Here is a 14,516-nt window from a genome sequence, read left to right as displayed (position 1 = left end):
GCGGCGGCAGGCACCCGGCCCGCTGCCGCTGCGCAACTTACTCGGAGGCGAAGATGGAGCCCAGCTTGTCCATCTTTTCCAGCGCCATGCCACAACCGCGCGCGACGCAGGTCAGCGGCTCCTCGGCGACGATCACCGGCAGCCCCGTCTCTTCCATCAGCAGGCGGTCGAGGTCGCGCAGCAGCGCGCCACCGCCGGTCAGTACCATGCCGCGATCGGCAATGTCGGCACCCAGTTCGGGCGGGGTTTGTTCGAGGGCGATCTTCACCGCCGAGACGATCTGGTTCAGCGGCTCGGTCAGCGCCTCGAGGATCTCGTTGGACGAAATCGTGAAGCTGCGCGGGATGCCTTCGGCGAGGTTGCGCCCCTTCACTTCCATCTCGCGCACTTCCGAGCCCGGGAAGGCCGAGCCGATTTCCTTCTTGATGTTCTCGGCGGTCGTGTCGCCGATCAGCATGCCGTAGTTGCGGCGGATGTAATTGACGATCGAGTCGTCGAACTTGTCACCGCCGACGCGCACCGAGCCGGCGTACACCATGCCGCCGAGCGAGATCACGCCGACTTCGGTCGTGCCGCCGCCGATATCGACGACCATCGAGCCCGTCGCGTCCGACACCGGCAGCCCCGCGCCGATCGCCGCCGCCATCGGCTCCTCGATCAGATACACCTGCGAGGCACCCGCCGCGAGGGCCGCGTCGCGGATCGCACGGCGCTCGACCTGGGTCGAACCGCAAGGCACGCAGATGATGATGCGCGGGCTCGGCGAGAACATCCGCGAGTCATGGACACGCTTGATGAACTGCTTGATCATCTGCTCGGTCACAACGAAGTCGGCGATCACACCGTCCTTCATCGGCCGGATCGCCGTGATGTTGCCCGGCGTCTTGCCCAGCATCTGCTTTGCCGCGTGCCCGACGGCCTGAATCGTGCGCTTGGCGTTCGGACCGCCTTCGGTGCGGATCGCCACCACCGAGGGCTCGTCCAGCACGATGCCCTTGCCGCGCACGTAGATCAGCGTGTTCGCGGTACCAAGGTCGATGGCCAGATCGTTGGAAAAATAGGAACGCAGGAAACCAAACATGGGGAAAATCCCGAAACCGGAGATGATAGGTGAGGCTGGAGAAGGGGCTGGACGCCCGGCCGGACTAGCGGCAAACGAGTATGATAACCTACAAACCTTTGTGAATTAAGCGGGTTTTGTTACCTCATGTCGCTTTCTCCTGAACAGGTCCGGCGCATCGCCGGCCTCGCGCGGATCGAACTCGCCGATGGCGACGTCGAAGCCACCCGCGCCAAGCTGAATGGCATTTTCGGCCTGATCGAGCAGATGCAGGCCGTCGACACCAGCGGTGTCGAGCCGATGAGCCATCCGCAGGACGTCGCACAGCGCCTGCGCAGCGATGTCGCCACCGAAACGGACCGCCGCGAAGCCTTCCAACGCATCGCGCCGCAGACCGAAGGCGGCCTCTATCTGGTCCCCAAGGTCATCGAGTAAGCCATGATCAATGCCAGCCTCACCGAACTGCGCACCGCGCTGGATACGAAGAAGATCTCCAGCGTCGAACTCGCGACCCTCTTCCTCGACCGCATCGAGCAGCAGAACACTGCCCTCAACGCCTTCATCACCGTCGACCGCGACGGCGCGATGAAAGCCGCGCAGGCGGCCGATGCCCGTATCGCCGCGGGCAAGGCCGGCCCGCTCACCGGCATTCCGCTCGCGCACAAGGACGTCTTCTGCACCGAAGGCCTGCTCACGACCTGCGGCTCGAAGATGCTGTCGAACTTCGTCAGCCCCTACGACGCCCACGTGGTCAGCCTGCTCAAGGCCGCCGGCACCGTCACGCTCGGCAAGACGAACATGGACGAGTTCGCGATGGGCTCGTCGAACGAGAACTCGCACTTCGGCCCAGTCAAGAACCCCTGGGATACGACGCGCATCCCCGGCGGCTCGTCGGGCGGCTCCGCCGTCGCGGTCGCCGCGCGCCTCGCGCCGATCGCCACCGGCACCGACACCGGCGGCTCCGTGCGCCAGCCTGCCGCCCACACCGGCGTCACCGGCGTCAAGCCGACCTACGGCGTCGTCAGCCGCTACGGCATGATCGCCTACGCGAGCTCGCTCGACCAGGGCGGCGCCTTTGGCGCCTCCGCCGCCGACTGCGCCCAACTCCTCACCGCGATGGCCGGCTTCGACGAGCGCGACTCGACGAGCCTGGAGCGCCCGGCCGAAGACTACACGCGCGAACTTTCCGCGCCCGCCTCCGGCGACAAACCGCTCGCCGGCCTCCGCATCGGCCTGCCACGCGAGTTCTTCGCCGAAGGCATGGCCGACGACGTCCGCGCCGCCGTCGATACCGCCCTCGACGAATACCGCAAGCTGGGCGCGACGCCCGTCGAAGTGAGCCTGCCGAACGCCAAGCTCGCGATCCCCGCTTACTACGTCATCGCGCCGGCAGAGGCCTCGAGCAACCTGTCGCGCTTCGACGGCGTGCGCTACGGCCATCGCGCGGCCGAATACCGCGACCTCGCCGAGATGTACGCGAAGAGCCGCGCCGAAGGCTTCGGCGCCGAGGTCAAGCGCCGCATCCTCGTCGGCACCTACGTGCTGTCGCACGGCTACTACGACGCCTACTACCTGCAGGCGCAGAAGCTGCGCCGGCTGATCGCACAGGACTTCCAGGCCGCCTTCCAGCAATGCGACGTGATCGCCGGCCCGACGAGCCCGACGACCGCCTGGGCGATCGGCGAAAAGGCCGACGACCCGGTGCAGATGTACCTCTCGGACATCTACACAATCGCCGTGAACCTCGCCGGTCTGCCAGGCCTGTCGCACCCATGCGGTTTCGGCGCCGGCAAGTTGCCGGTCGGCCTGCAGCTCATCGGCGATTACTTCGCCGAATCGCGCCTGCTCGGGACTGCGCACCGCTTCCAGCAGGCGACCGACTGGCACCTGCGCCGCCCGGGCTGATCGTGCTCCGCCGCACCCGCCGCTTCGCAGTCCGGCCGACGGCGCTCGCCGTCGCCCTGCTGCTGGGCGCGTGCGCAACGCCGCCGACGCAAAGGGTGCCCGTGCCCACGCCATCGGTGAAGCCGGATAGCGGGCCGCCGATCGAACCGGAGGAGCGGCCGACCGAAACGCATGGCCGCCTCAAACCGATGCCGATCCACCCGCTGAGCATCAAGACGGACTGCCGTTTCAAGGACGAGGTCGGCTACAGCGCGAGCACCGTCCTCGACATCAGCTACTCGCAGGTCAACGCCTTCGCCGCCACCGTCGACGTCCCGAAGCACGGCAGCTGTCACTTCGATCTCGCCGATTTCGAGCAGATCCACAAGGACACGCATGTCGAATTGCACGCGAAGGACGGCTGCACGGTCAGGGTGTGGGAGCAGGGTCCCAAAGTCACCGTCGCCTTCTCGGAATGCGCCAACCGGTGCGCCAAAGGCACTTTCGATTATGTCTGGCCGATCATCCTGGATCGGCCGAGCGGTCGCTGCTACTGACCGCCAAAAAATAACGGATATCAAGATGAGCAGATCGGATTGGGAAGTCGTCATCGGGTTGGAAGTCCACGCCCAGCTCAACACCGCCTCGAAGATTTTCTCCGGCGCCAGCACCGCCTTCGGTGCCGAGCCGAACGTGCAGGCCTGCGCCGTCGACATCGCGCTGCCGGGCGTGCTGCCGGTCCTGAACCGCGGCGCGGTCGAACGTGCAATCCGCTTCGGCCTCGCAATCGGCGCCGAAGTCGCGCCCAGGAGCGTCTTCGCGCGCAAGAACTACTTCTACCCCGACCTCCCCAAGGGCTACCAGATCAGCCAGTTCGAGCTGCCGGTGGTGCAGGGCGGCGCAATCACGATCCGCGTCGGCGAAGGTGACAAGACCTACGAAAAGACCGTACAGCTCACCCGCGCCCACCTCGAAGAGGATGCCGGCAAATCGCTGCACGAAGACTTCCACGGCATGAGCGGCATCGACCTCAACCGCGCCGGCACGCCGTTGCTCGAAATCGTCTCCGAACCTGACATGCGCTCCTCGAGTGAGGCCGTCGCCTACGCCCGCGCGCTGCATGCGCTAGTGCGCTGGATCGACATCTGCGACGGCAACATGCAGGAAGGCTCCTTCCGCTGCGATGCCAACGTCTCCGTGCGCCGCCCCGGTGGCCCGCTCGGCACCCGCCGCGAAATCAAGAACCTGAACTCCTTCCGCTTCCTGCAGCAGGCGATCGACTACGAAGTCCAGTGGCAGATCGACACGATCGAGGATGGCGGCAAGATCCAGCAAGCGACCGTGCTGTTCGACCCCGACACCGGCGAGACGCGCATGATGCGTTCGAAGGAAGACGCGCACGACTACCGCTACTTCCCCGATCCCGACCTGCTGCCGCTCGTGATCTCGCAGGACTGGAAAGCGCGCGTCGCGTCCGAAATGCCGGAACTCCCCGGCGCGATGAAGGCCCGCTTCATCGACCAGTGGGGCCTTTCTGCCTACGACGCGACGACGCTGATCGCCTCGAAGGAAGTCGCGACCTTCTACCAGGCCACCGTCGACATCGCCGGTGTCGCGCTTGCGAAACCTTGCGCCAACTGGGTCATGGGCGACCTCGCCGCGCGGCTCAACAAGGCCGAGCTCGACATCTCCGCCTCCCCGGTATCGCCCGCGCAGCTCGCAGGACTGGTCGCGCGCATCAGTGACGGCACGATTTCGAACAATATCGGCAAAAAAGTGTTCGAAGCCTTGTGGAACGGCGAAGGCGGAGGGAACGCGAATGCCGCCGACGCGATCATCGAAGCCCAGGGCCTGCGCCAGACCAACGACGCTGGCGCGATCGAAGCGATGATCGACGAAGTGCTCGCCGCGAACCAGAAATCGGTCGACGAATTCCGCGCCGGCAAGGAAAAAGCCTTCAACGCGCTGGTCGGCCAGGTCATGAAGGCCAGCAAAGGCAAGGCCAATCCGGCCCAGGTCAACGAACTGCTGAAACGCAAGCTGGAAAGCTGAAACGCCTTTCCGGCAGCGCAAACGGGGGACGCGCGATGTGCCAGCTCCTCGGAATGAACTGCAACGTGCCGACGGACATCTGCTTCTCGTTCGCCGGCTTCCGCGCGCGCGGCGGCGCGACCGACGAGCACCGCGACGGTTGGGGCATCGCATTCTTCGAGGGGCGCGGCGTGCGCGTCTTCCTCGACCCCCAGCCGAGTTCGGCTTCGCCGATCGCCGAGCTCGTGCGCAGCTATCCGATCCGTTCGTTCAACGTCATCGCCCACATCCGCAAGGCGACGCAGGGCGAAGTCACGCTCGACAACACCCACCCCTTCCAGCGCGAACTGTGGGGCCGGTACTGGATCTTCGCGCACAACGGCAACCTCGTCGATTACACGCCGACCTTTACCGGGCGCTTCCTGCCCGTCGGCAACACCGACTCCGAAAGCGCCTTCTGCGACATCCTGCAGCACCTCGCCGAGCAGTTCCCCGACGGCCCGCCGTCCGCGGCGGTGCTCAATGAAGCGCTGCGCGAGCTCGCAATCCGCATCGGCCGCCACGGCCCCTTCAACTTCCTGCTGTCGAACGGCGAGCGGCTCTTCGCCCACTGTGCGACGAAGCTCGCCTACATCGTCCGTCAGGCGCCCTTCACGGTCGCGCACCTTTCCGACCAGGACCTCACGGTCGATTTCAGCCAGGTCACCGCGCCGGCCGACCGCGTCGCGATCATCGCCACCACGCCGCTCACCGACAACGAAGTCTGGCAGACCATCCCGCCCGGCAACCTGCTCGCGTTCCGCCACGGCGAGCGCGAATCCCTCGGCGAGACTGCCACCCTTCCAGGGCCCGGAATCACCTGCGGGATGTAAATATTCCTTCGCAGCATCATGCCGACAGGCTAAAGTGTCGGCCTGAACCACTCTGTCCACATGGTGATGCCCGTGCCCATCGATTGCCCTCTGTGCGCCGCCGCGCAGGAAACCGTCCTCTGGCGGGACGGCAGCTGTCGGGTCATCCTGATCGACGAACCCGACTACCCCGGCTTCTGCCGCGTCGTGTGGAACGGGCACGTGGCGGAGATGACCGACCTCACCGCATCCGAACAGCGCCACCTACTCAACGTCGTGCTCGCGACCGAAGCGGCTCTGCGCCAAGTAATGCGCCCGGACAAGATCAACCTCGCGAGCCTCGGCAATGTCGTGCCCCACCTGCACTGGCACGTCATCCCGCGCTTCACCGACGACCGCCACTTCCCGCAGCCCGTATGGGGCAGCTCGCAGCGCGAAGGCGCGTCGCGAACGGTCCCCCCGATCGAGCAACTCACGCACGCGATCGTCGCGACGCTGACCGAGCAGACTGCGGGATGAATCATGGAACACGTCGTCAAGGCCTTTCCGAAACGCCCCGGAGCGGTCGATAACGGGCCTGGAGCCTTCATGCGTTCCCACGATCCCGCGGAGTGCCTGGAGCTGCTCAAGCAACTGCATCCGCTCAACATCGAGGAATCGCACCGCATCCTCTCGGAGATGATCACCGGCCTGCTGCAAGGCAGCCCCGGCCCGGAGGCACATTTCGAAGTCCTCGAAGCCGCACGGTCGCCGATCGCACTTGCGCAGGCCGAACTGTCGCGCCGCTACGCGTCGCGCCCGCTGCCCCCGGACAGCGCCGAAAACGAAACCTTGCGCAGCGTCGTCGCCCTGTGGCGCACGCTCGCCCGCTCCTATACCCAGATCCAGCGCGCCGCCGATCGCGATGGCGTGCTCGACGACCAACGCGCGACGCTCGCCCAGCGCCGCGTGTTCTACGCCGGCCAGGCGCTGCTCGAATACTTCCGCGCCCGCCGCGCCCTGCCCGCCGGCATGTGGGCCGAGCTGCACGACGGTTATTCCGCCGCCGATCGCGCAGGCGTTGCCGGTATCCGCGTCGCCGATTCGCTTAACGAGATCTGGAAGGCGCAGAGCCCCGTCGAAGCCTACGCCGCGATCCTGCTCGTCGATCTCGCGAATCCCTACGGCCGCAGCGAGCGCGACTTCGCCTGGATATCCCGCTGGGCGCAGCGCTTCTCGCCCTATTGCACGCTGATCTCCGAGGCCGGCGGGCCGGCTCCGAAGCCCGCTGCCTACGGCCTCGATCTCGCGGCCGATCACGGCCTGCGCCCGCTCGGCGTACTGACGCAGTCGGGCTCCGTACGTCGCTTCGACGGCAGCCAGCTCGCGGGACAGATCCAGGCGGTGCTCAAGCAGTTCAAACACGGCGTCACGCCGCTCTCCCTGGGCCTGGGTGCCGATTGCGCCGTGGGCGAGTGCTCGAAACTGCTGCTGTCGCTGTATCGCCCGTGGGGTCTCGCCTCGGCCGGGCGACGCTTCCCGCGCCGCGCTGCGCAAGGCGCCGCCGAGCTCTGCAGCGACTGGGCCTCGATCGCCTTCCACATCCAGGGCAAGCCCTTCGACCAGCCCGCCACTTACGCGACGCAGCGCAGCCTGCGCAGCGACATCACGCTCCTGACCTTCGGCGAACAGGTCGAGCAGGCCGCACCGCGCTGGTCGGAAGAGCAACGCCGGCGCGCCGCCGACAAGCTCGGCATGCTCAGCGAACGCTGGAGTCTCGCCGACCACTCGGTCAACGGCTTCCGCGTGCGGCAACGTCCGCACGCCCAGCGTCTCGAACACCACCAGCTGCTCGGCATTCGACCGCCCGACGGCGAACGCTTCCTGCTCGCCCAACTCAGCTGGTTGATGTTCCGCGGCGACGGCATGATGGAAGTCGGCGTGCACGTGCTGCCCGGCATCCCGGAAGTGATCGCGGCGCGCGCACACGGCGGCCTACGCAGCAACAACAGCGAGCCCTTCGAGGCGGTCTTCCGCTTACCGGCGACACCCGCGCTGAAGGCGCCCGAATCGCTCGTGCTCCCGCACGGATGGTTTCAGCCGCAGCGCATCCTCGAAGTCTACGTCGACGAGATCCATCGCCAATTCCGCGTGCAGACGCTCCTGCTGCGCGGGGCGAATTTCGACCAAGTCAGCTACGAGCAGATCTGACGCCCGCACGCACGCGCGAGGCCGGAAACACGGCACTGAAGCGGCTACCCTTGCCGGGCTCGCTGTCGATACGCAACTCGGCATGATGACGCGACAGGATGTGCTTGACGATGGCCAGGCCCAGGCCCGTGCCCCCGGTCTCACGCGAACGCCCGCGGTCGACGCGGTAGAAACGCTCAGTCAGGCGGGGGATGTGCACGGGATCGATACCGATGCCGTTATCCTGGACTGAGAACTCCCCGCCTCCCGGTCCTCGCCGCCACGACAGGCAGATACGTCCGCCGTCGGGCGTATAGCGTACGGCGTTGTTGGCAAGGTTGGCGAAGGCCGAACGCAACTCCTTCTCGCTCCCCAGCAAAATGCCGCATTCGTCTTCGTCACCGAGATCGACCGCGATCTCGTGACGGCCGTTCGACAACACGCGCGCGTCGTGGGCGATGCTATGCAGCAGCACCGCGACCGGCACCCGCTCCTCCGCAGGCGCCGGCGCCCCCGTTTCGAGCGCCGACAGAGTCAATAGATCGCCGATCAGCGCCTGCATGCGCAATGACTGGTCGAGCGCCAGTTGCAGGAAGTGCTGGACATCCTCGCGCTCGAAGTCGTCAAAACCGTCGATCAAGGTCTCGAGAAAGCCGCTCACCACCGTCAGCGGGGTTCTCAGCTCGTGCGACACGTTTGCGATGAAGTCGCGGCGCATCGTCTCGAGTTTTTCGAGCTGGCTCACGTCGCGCGATACGACCATCTTCTGCCCTTCGCCGAAGGGCACGACCTGCACCAGCAAGGTCAGTCCCGGATGGCGGGACGAGTTGAGCACCAACGGCTCCCGGTAATTGCCGGCCTGCAGGAAGCGCACGAACTCCGGCTCGCGCACGATGGTCGTCACCTGCAAGCCCTGGTCACGCATGCCGTGCAGACCGAAATGCTGCTCAGCCTTGCGGTTCAGCCACTCGATGCGATCGCTGCCTGAGAGGTAAAGCACGCCGTCCGGCATCGCGTGACTCGCGTCGTGGAAACGATCCAGCGCACTTGTCAGGCGTTCGCGCGCCTCATGTGCCTCACGCGACCGGCGCTCGAGCTCGCGGAAAGCCCGCCGCCAGATTCCCATCGCGGACGGCAGGGGCGCGCCCACCGGTTCGAGCGTCCATTGCGCGAGGCGCTCGAGCTTGCGCAAATGGTAACCGAACAGGATCAGCAGCCCGCCGCTGAAGACCACGAGGCCCGTGACCTCGTCGTCGGCCCACGCCATCGCGATCGCAACGAGGGCAAGCAGTCCGATCAGACCGGCGGCGCCGGTCCATACAAAACGTGACGAAGAAAAGATGAGCGGCTCCCGGTGGGACGAAACCCGAAGATCCTACACGGTGGCCGAGTCGGGCTGCACGGAAAAACGGTAGCCGCTGCCGCGCACCGTCTGGATCAGCTGGTGGTGCCCGGTATTCTCGAGCGCCGCGCGCAGTCGCCGCACGTGCACATCGACCGTACGCTCCTCGACGAAGACGTGGTCACCCCATACCTGGTCGAGCAGTTGCGCGCGCGAATGCACCCGCTCCGGGTGCGTCATCAGGAAATGCAGCAGGCGGAACTCGGTCGGCCCCAGCGCAATCGGGCGGTCCCCACAGGCGACGCGATGGGTTGCCGGATCCAGGCGCAGTCCGCCCAGGTCGACCACGTCCTCCGTGGCCTGGGGTGCACGGCGACGCAGCACCGCCTTGATGCGCGCGACCAACTCGCGGGGGCTGAAGGGCTTGGTGATGTAATCGTCGGCCCCCATCTCCAGGCCTGCGACGCGATCCTGCTCCTCGCCGCGCGCCGTCAGCATGATGATCGGAATGTCGCGCGTACGCTCGTCCGCGCGCAGGCGGCGGGCCAGTTCGATCCCCGGCATGCCCGGAAGCATCCAGTCGAGCAGCACCAGGTCGGGCAGCGCATCGCGCACGATGCGCTGCGCAGTCTCCGCATCCAGCGCGCGCACCACGTTATGTCCGGCGCGGCCGAGGTTCGCGGCGATCAGCTCCTGGATCGCGGGTTCGTCTTCCACAACCAGTATGTTTGCAGCCATCGTCAAGCTCCATGTCGTCACCGGCAGTGTATTGCAGGATTTTGACGCTTTTGTGACAGCACGGCAGCCGCGGCGCCGGCCGGCGGGACGGGGCCCCCGCGATTCGGGTATGATGAGCGACCCGACATTGCCCAGCACGGGGTCGCCCATCATGGCCGGACTCGACGACAAGACGCCCATCCCCACCGCGCTCACGCTGCACCGCAAGTCCCGCATCCTCGAGATCGCATTCGACGACGGTGCCGAGTTCTCGCTGCCCTTCGAATTCCTGCGCGTGTACTCGCCATCGGCCGAAGTCCGCGGTCACGGACCCGGCCAGGAAGTGCTGCAGGCCGGCAAGCGCGACGTCGACATCGATGACCTGCAGCCGGTCGGCAATTACGCCGTCCGCCCGGTCTTCTCTGACGGACACGACAGCGGGCTCTATTCCTGGGACTACCTGTACTCGCTCGGAAAGCAGCAGGACGCGCTGTGGCAGCAATACCTCGACCGCCTCGCCGAAGCCGGCGCCAGCCGGGATCCCGCCCTCACTCCCCCGCCTGCGCCGAAGCACGGCTGCGGCCACAAGCATTGATCATGAACGACAAGACCACTCACTTCGGCTTCGAGACCGTCGCCGAAAGCGAAAAGCACAAGAAAGTCGCCGAGGTCTTTTCCTCGGTCGCGAGCAAGTACGACATCATGAACGACCTGATGTCGATGGGCCTGCACCGTCTGTGGAAAGCCTTCGCGATCCAGATTTCCGGCGTCGGCCGTGGCGACCGCGTGCTCGACGTCGCCGGCGGCACCGCCGATCTCTCGCTCGCCTTCGCCAAGCGCGTCGGCCGCGAAGGCCAGGTCTGGCTCACCGACATCAACCACGCGATGCTCTCGCGCGGACGCGACCGCGTGTTCGACAAGGGCTACGCGCTGCCGGTCGCCCAGTGCGACGCCGAGAAGCTGCCCTTCCCCGACAACTGGTTCGACTGCGTCACGGTCGCCTTCGGCCTGCGCAACATGACCCACAAGGACGTCGCGCTCGCCGAGATGCGCCGCGTGCTGCGACCCGGCGGCAGGCTGCTGGTGCTCGAATTCTCGAAGGTGTGGGGTCCGCTATCGCCGGCCTATGACTTCTACTCCTTCAAGATCCTGCCGTGGATGGGCGACAAGGTCGCGAACGACGCCGACAGCTACCGCTATCTGGCGGAGTCGATCCGCATGCATCCGGGCCAGGAAGAACTGAAAGCCATGATGGAAGGCGTCGGCCTCAAGCGCGTCGATTACTTCAACATGACCGGCGGCGTCGTCGCACTGCACCGCGGCTACAAGATCTGATCGTTCCGCTCCCGCCTTCCCCATGAGCCTGAGCGCACGCAGTTTCGTCGCCACGATCAACCACCTGCTGGTGCCCGCGACCTGGGCGCGCGAACGCCTCGTTCCGCACGCGGGCCGCTGCGCGCAGTTGCGGGCCGAGCCGGTCGACATCCGTTTTTCGGTCACGGCCGAAGGCTATCTGGGCGAAGCGGCTGCGGACGACGTCCCAGCCGTCACGCTGTCGATCCCGCTGTCGGCCGTTCCCGGCCTCGTCGGCGGCGAACACGATAAGGCGATGAACGCGCTGCGCATCGAAGGCAGCGCGGATTTCGCCGACGCCCTCGGCTTCGTGTTCCGCAACCTGCGTTGGGACGCGGAAGAAGACCTGTCGCGAGTCTTCGGCGACATCGTCGCCCATCGCCTTGTTGCCGGCGCACAAAACCTCCGGCAGGTCCAGCAACGCGCCCTCAATGGCGTGACCGAGAACGTCGCCGAGTACCTCTCGCAGGAACAGCGCTTTCTCGCGACCCGCAACACCCTCGCGCCTCATATCGAGGCTCTGCAAGCGCTGCGTGATGACGTCGCGCGCCTCGAAAAGCGCATCGAGCGGCTGACCCGCGCACCGCGTCGCTGAAGATCGCACGCGGCGGGCCTGCTGCTAGGTGGAGCCATGCAGGGCATGCGGACAAAAAAAGGCCGATCCCGAGGGATCGGCCTTTTGCCATCTGCTTTCGCCGGCGCCTCAGGCGCCCTGTGATTAGTGACCGCGCTTGCGCATCCGCTGGATCGCGGCGATCTGAGCGATCGCCTCGGCCAGTTCGGCCTGAGCCTTTGCGTAGTCGAGTTCCGACGAGCGGTTCGACAAGGCCTCTTCTGCGAGACGCTTGGCTTCCAGCGCCTTCGCCTCGTCGAGATCCTTGCCGCGGATCGCGGTGTCGGCCAGCACGGTAACGAGCCCCGGCTGAACCTCGAGGATGCCGCCGGCGACGAACACCAGCTCCTCTTCCGCCTGATCCGGCACCTTGACGCGCACCGCACCCGGCTTGATCCGGGTCATCAGCGGCATGTGACCGGGAAGAATCCCGAGCTCACCCGCTTCACCCGGCAGCGCGACGAACTCCGCCAGCCCGGAAAAGATCTGCTCTTCCGCGCTGACGATGTCCACGTGGACCGTCATTGCCATAGTGGTGTCCTTTTGAAGGCCGCGCGACAGCAGGCTGACGCGCGGCTACCCCAATTACTGGAGCTTCTTGGCCTTCTCGATGGCCTCTTCGATGCCACCGACCATGTAGAACGCCTGCTCGGGCAGGTGGTCGCACTCGCCGTTGACGATCATCTTGAAACCCTTGATCGTTTCCTTCAGCGGGACGTACTTGCCGGGCGAGCCGGTGAACACTTCTGCAACGTGGAAGGGCTGGGACAGGAAGCGCTGGATCTTACGAGCGCGCGACACGGCCAGCTTGTCTTCCGGCGACAGTTCGTCCATGCCCAGAATCGCGATGATGTCGCGCAGTTCCTTGTAGCGCTGCAGCGTCATCTGCACCTGACGGGCCACGCCATAGTGCTCTTCGCCAACGACCAGCGGATCGAGCTGGCGGCTGGTGGAGTCGAGCGGATCGACCGCGGGGTAGATACCCAGCGCGGCGATGTCACGCGACAGCACGACGGTCGAGTCGAGGTGGAGGAAGGTAGTTGCCGGCGACGGGTCGGTCAAGTCATCGGCAGGCACATACACGGCCTGGATCGAGGTGATCGAGCCAACCTTGGTCGAGGTAATCCGTTCCTGCAGGCGGCCCATTTCTTCCGCCAGCGTCGGCTGATAACCCACCGCGGACGGCATCCGGCCCAGCAGCGCGGACACTTCGGTACCGGCCAGCGTGTAGCGGTAGATGTTGTCCACGAAGAACAGGATGTCACGGCCTTCGTCGCGGAAGCGCTCGGCCATGGTCAGGCCGGTCAGCGCGACGCGCAGACGGTTGCCCGGGGGTTCGTTCATCTGACCGAACACCATCGCAACCTTGTCCAGAACGTTGGAGTCCTTCATCTCGTGGTAGAAGTCGTTCCCTTCACGGGTACGCTCGCCCACGCCTGCGAACACCGAGAGACCCGAGTGCTGCTTCGCGATGTTGTTGATCAGCTCCATCATGTTCACGGTCTTGCCCACACCGGCGCCGCCGAACAGGCCGACCTTACCGCCCTTCGCGAACGGGCAGACCAGATCGATAACCTTGATGCCGGTTTCGAGCAGATCGACCGACGGGGACAGCTCGTCGAACCTTGGGGCCTTCGCGTGGATCGGACGCAGCTCGTCGGCTTCCACCGGGCCAGCTTCGTCGATCGGGCGACCCAGCACGTCCATGATGCGGCCGAGCGTGCCGTGACCGACCGGCACCGCGATCGGCTTGCCGGTACCGGCAACCTTCATGCCGCGGCGCAGGCCGTCGGACGAACCCAGCGCAATGGTACGCACCACGCCGTCGCCCAGCTGCTGCTGGACTTCGAAGGTGAGACCTTCTTCAGCGAAAGAGTCGGCGGCGCTTTCGAGCTTCAGCGCGTCGTACACCTTCGGCATGGCTTCGCGGGGGAACTGGATGTCCACCACGGCGCCAATACACTGAACGATAGTTCCTTGACTCATCGTCGTTTCCTTAATTCAATAATCCGTTACACCGCGGCGGCGCCGCTGACGATCTCCGACAGCTCCTTCGTGATCGCGGCCTGGCGGGTCTTGTTATAGACCAGCTGCAGTTCGCCAATCACGTTCTTGGCATTGTCGGAGGCGGACTTCATTGCCACCATTCGCGCACTCTGTTCGGAAGCCATGTTCTCCGCGACGCCCTGGTACACCAGCGCCTCGACGTAGCGCACCAGCAGTTCGTCAATGACGACCTGCGGATCCGGCTCGTAGAGGTAGTCCCACGAGGTGTCCGGGGTGCCGAGCTGCTCGCCCGACAGCGGCAGCAGTTGCTCGAGCATGGGCTCCTGCTTCATCGTGTTGATGAAGCGGGTGTAGGCAATGTAGACCGCGTCGAGCTCGCCGTTCTGGAACGCGTCGAGCATGACCTTGACCGGGCCGATCATCTTTTCCAGGTGCGGCGTGTCGCCCAGCTGGACGACCTGCGACACCACGTTCGCACCCATACGCTGC

The 14,516-nt window shown here is 65.8% G+C and carries 16 protein-coding genes; 10 read left to right on the top strand and 6 right to left on the bottom strand.

Going from position 1 to position 14,516, the window contains the following annotated elements; all coding sequences use genetic code 11:
• Nucleotides 1–37 precede the first annotated feature (37 nt).
• A complete protein-coding gene (locus VJ673_RS01010; protein WP_015433787.1) occupies nucleotides 38–1,081 on the bottom strand; it encodes a rod shape-determining protein in 1,044 nt (347 codons plus the stop codon).
• A 126-nt stretch (nucleotides 1,082–1,207) separates the two neighbouring features.
• Here VJ673_RS01010 and gatC point away from each other — a divergent pair, with 126 nt between their 5' ends.
• The 7 genes from gatC to VJ673_RS00975 all read left to right on the top strand — a co-directional run bounded on the left by gatC (nucleotide 1,208) and on the right by VJ673_RS00975 (nucleotide 8,016).
• Nucleotides 1,208–1,495 (top strand): Asp-tRNA(Asn)/Glu-tRNA(Gln) amidotransferase subunit GatC, encoded by a 288-nt coding sequence (gene gatC / locus VJ673_RS01005; protein WP_324124142.1) that lies wholly within the window; start codon nucleotides 1,208–1,210, stop codon nucleotides 1,493–1,495.
• A gap of 3 nt (nucleotides 1,496–1,498) precedes the next feature.
• Entirely contained in the window at nucleotides 1,499–2,965 is a 1,467-nt protein-coding gene (gene gatA / locus VJ673_RS01000; RefSeq protein WP_324124141.1) for an Asp-tRNA(Asn)/Glu-tRNA(Gln) amidotransferase subunit GatA, read from the top strand.
• A 2-nt stretch (nucleotides 2,966–2,967) separates the two neighbouring features.
• Nucleotides 2,968–3,501 (top strand): hypothetical protein, encoded by a 534-nt coding sequence (locus VJ673_RS00995; protein ID WP_324124140.1) that lies wholly within the window; start codon nucleotides 2,968–2,970, stop codon nucleotides 3,499–3,501.
• Nucleotides 3,502–3,526: 25 nt separating this feature from the next.
• Nucleotides 3,527–4,996, top strand: a complete 1,470-nt coding sequence (gatB, locus tag VJ673_RS00990; protein ID WP_324124139.1) for an Asp-tRNA(Asn)/Glu-tRNA(Gln) amidotransferase subunit GatB — start codon at nucleotides 3,527–3,529, stop codon at nucleotides 4,994–4,996.
• Nucleotides 4,997–5,031: 35 nt separating this feature from the next.
• Entirely contained in the window at nucleotides 5,032–5,847 is an 816-nt protein-coding gene (locus VJ673_RS00985) for a class II glutamine amidotransferase (protein WP_324124138.1), read from the top strand.
• 78 nt (nucleotides 5,848–5,925) lie between these two features.
• On the top strand, nucleotides 5,926–6,345 hold the full coding sequence (locus VJ673_RS00980; RefSeq protein ID WP_324124162.1) for an HIT family protein: 420 nt from the start codon (nucleotides 5,926–5,928) through the stop codon (nucleotides 6,343–6,345).
• A 3-nt stretch (nucleotides 6,346–6,348) separates the two neighbouring features.
• Nucleotides 6,349–8,016 carry a cyclic-di-GMP receptor FimW-related protein gene (locus VJ673_RS00975; protein ID WP_324124137.1) on the top strand — a complete coding sequence of 556 codons (1,668 nt, stop codon included), beginning with the start codon at nucleotides 6,349–6,351 and terminating at the stop codon, nucleotides 8,014–8,016.
• On the opposite strand, the gene phoR is transcribed toward VJ673_RS00975, so the two are convergent.
• Both phoR and phoB read right to left on the bottom strand, forming a co-directional pair.
• Nucleotides 7,997–9,295 (bottom strand): phosphate regulon sensor histidine kinase PhoR, encoded by a 1,299-nt coding sequence (gene phoR / locus VJ673_RS00970; protein WP_324124161.1) that lies wholly within the window; start codon nucleotides 9,293–9,295, stop codon nucleotides 7,997–7,999. The genes VJ673_RS00975 and phoR overlap by 20 nt on opposite strands.
• 75 nt (nucleotides 9,296–9,370) lie before the next feature.
• Nucleotides 9,371–10,075 carry a phosphate regulon transcriptional regulator PhoB gene (gene phoB, locus VJ673_RS00965; protein ID WP_324124136.1) on the bottom strand — a complete coding sequence of 235 codons (705 nt, stop codon included), beginning with the start codon at nucleotides 10,073–10,075 and terminating at the stop codon, nucleotides 9,371–9,373.
• 151 nt (nucleotides 10,076–10,226) lie between these two features.
• Here phoB and VJ673_RS00960 point away from each other — a divergent pair, with 151 nt between their 5' ends.
• The 3 genes from VJ673_RS00960 to VJ673_RS00950 are packed head-to-tail and all read left to right on the top strand — an operon-like array spanning nucleotide 10,227 to nucleotide 12,002.
• On the top strand, nucleotides 10,227–10,649 hold the full coding sequence (locus tag VJ673_RS00960; RefSeq protein ID WP_324124135.1) for a gamma-butyrobetaine hydroxylase family protein: 423 nt from the start codon (nucleotides 10,227–10,229) through the stop codon (nucleotides 10,647–10,649).
• A gap of 2 nt (nucleotides 10,650–10,651) precedes the next feature.
• Complete coding sequence (ubiE, locus tag VJ673_RS00955; protein ID WP_324124134.1) at nucleotides 10,652–11,389, top strand: bifunctional demethylmenaquinone methyltransferase/2-methoxy-6-polyprenyl-1,4-benzoquinol methylase UbiE; 738 nt, start codon at nucleotides 10,652–10,654, stop codon at nucleotides 11,387–11,389.
• Nucleotides 11,390–11,411: 22 nt separating this feature from the next.
• Entirely contained in the window at nucleotides 11,412–12,002 is a 591-nt protein-coding gene (locus VJ673_RS00950; protein WP_324124133.1) for a ubiquinone biosynthesis accessory factor UbiJ, read from the top strand.
• Nucleotides 12,003–12,125: 123 nt separating this feature from the next.
• On the opposite strand, the gene VJ673_RS00945 is transcribed toward VJ673_RS00950, so the two are convergent.
• The 3 genes from VJ673_RS00945 to VJ673_RS00935 form a co-directional block, all read right to left on the bottom strand.
• Complete coding sequence (locus VJ673_RS00945; protein ID WP_324124132.1) at nucleotides 12,126–12,551, bottom strand: F0F1 ATP synthase subunit epsilon; 426 nt, start codon at nucleotides 12,549–12,551, stop codon at nucleotides 12,126–12,128.
• A 54-nt stretch (nucleotides 12,552–12,605) separates the two neighbouring features.
• On the bottom strand, nucleotides 12,606–14,006 hold the full coding sequence (gene atpD, locus VJ673_RS00940; protein ID WP_324124131.1) for a F0F1 ATP synthase subunit beta: 1,401 nt from the start codon (nucleotides 14,004–14,006) through the stop codon (nucleotides 12,606–12,608).
• 26 nt (nucleotides 14,007–14,032) lie between these two features.
• A partial coding sequence (locus tag VJ673_RS00935; RefSeq protein ID WP_324124130.1) for a F0F1 ATP synthase subunit gamma occupies nucleotides 14,033–14,516 on the bottom strand: 484 nt, incomplete at its 5' end.

This window comes from Aromatoleum sp. (assembly GCF_035254505.1).
Taxonomy (GTDB): domain Bacteria; phylum Pseudomonadota; class Gammaproteobacteria; order Burkholderiales; family Rhodocyclaceae; genus Aromatoleum.
This window is presented reverse-complemented; position numbering and strand designations above follow the sequence as displayed.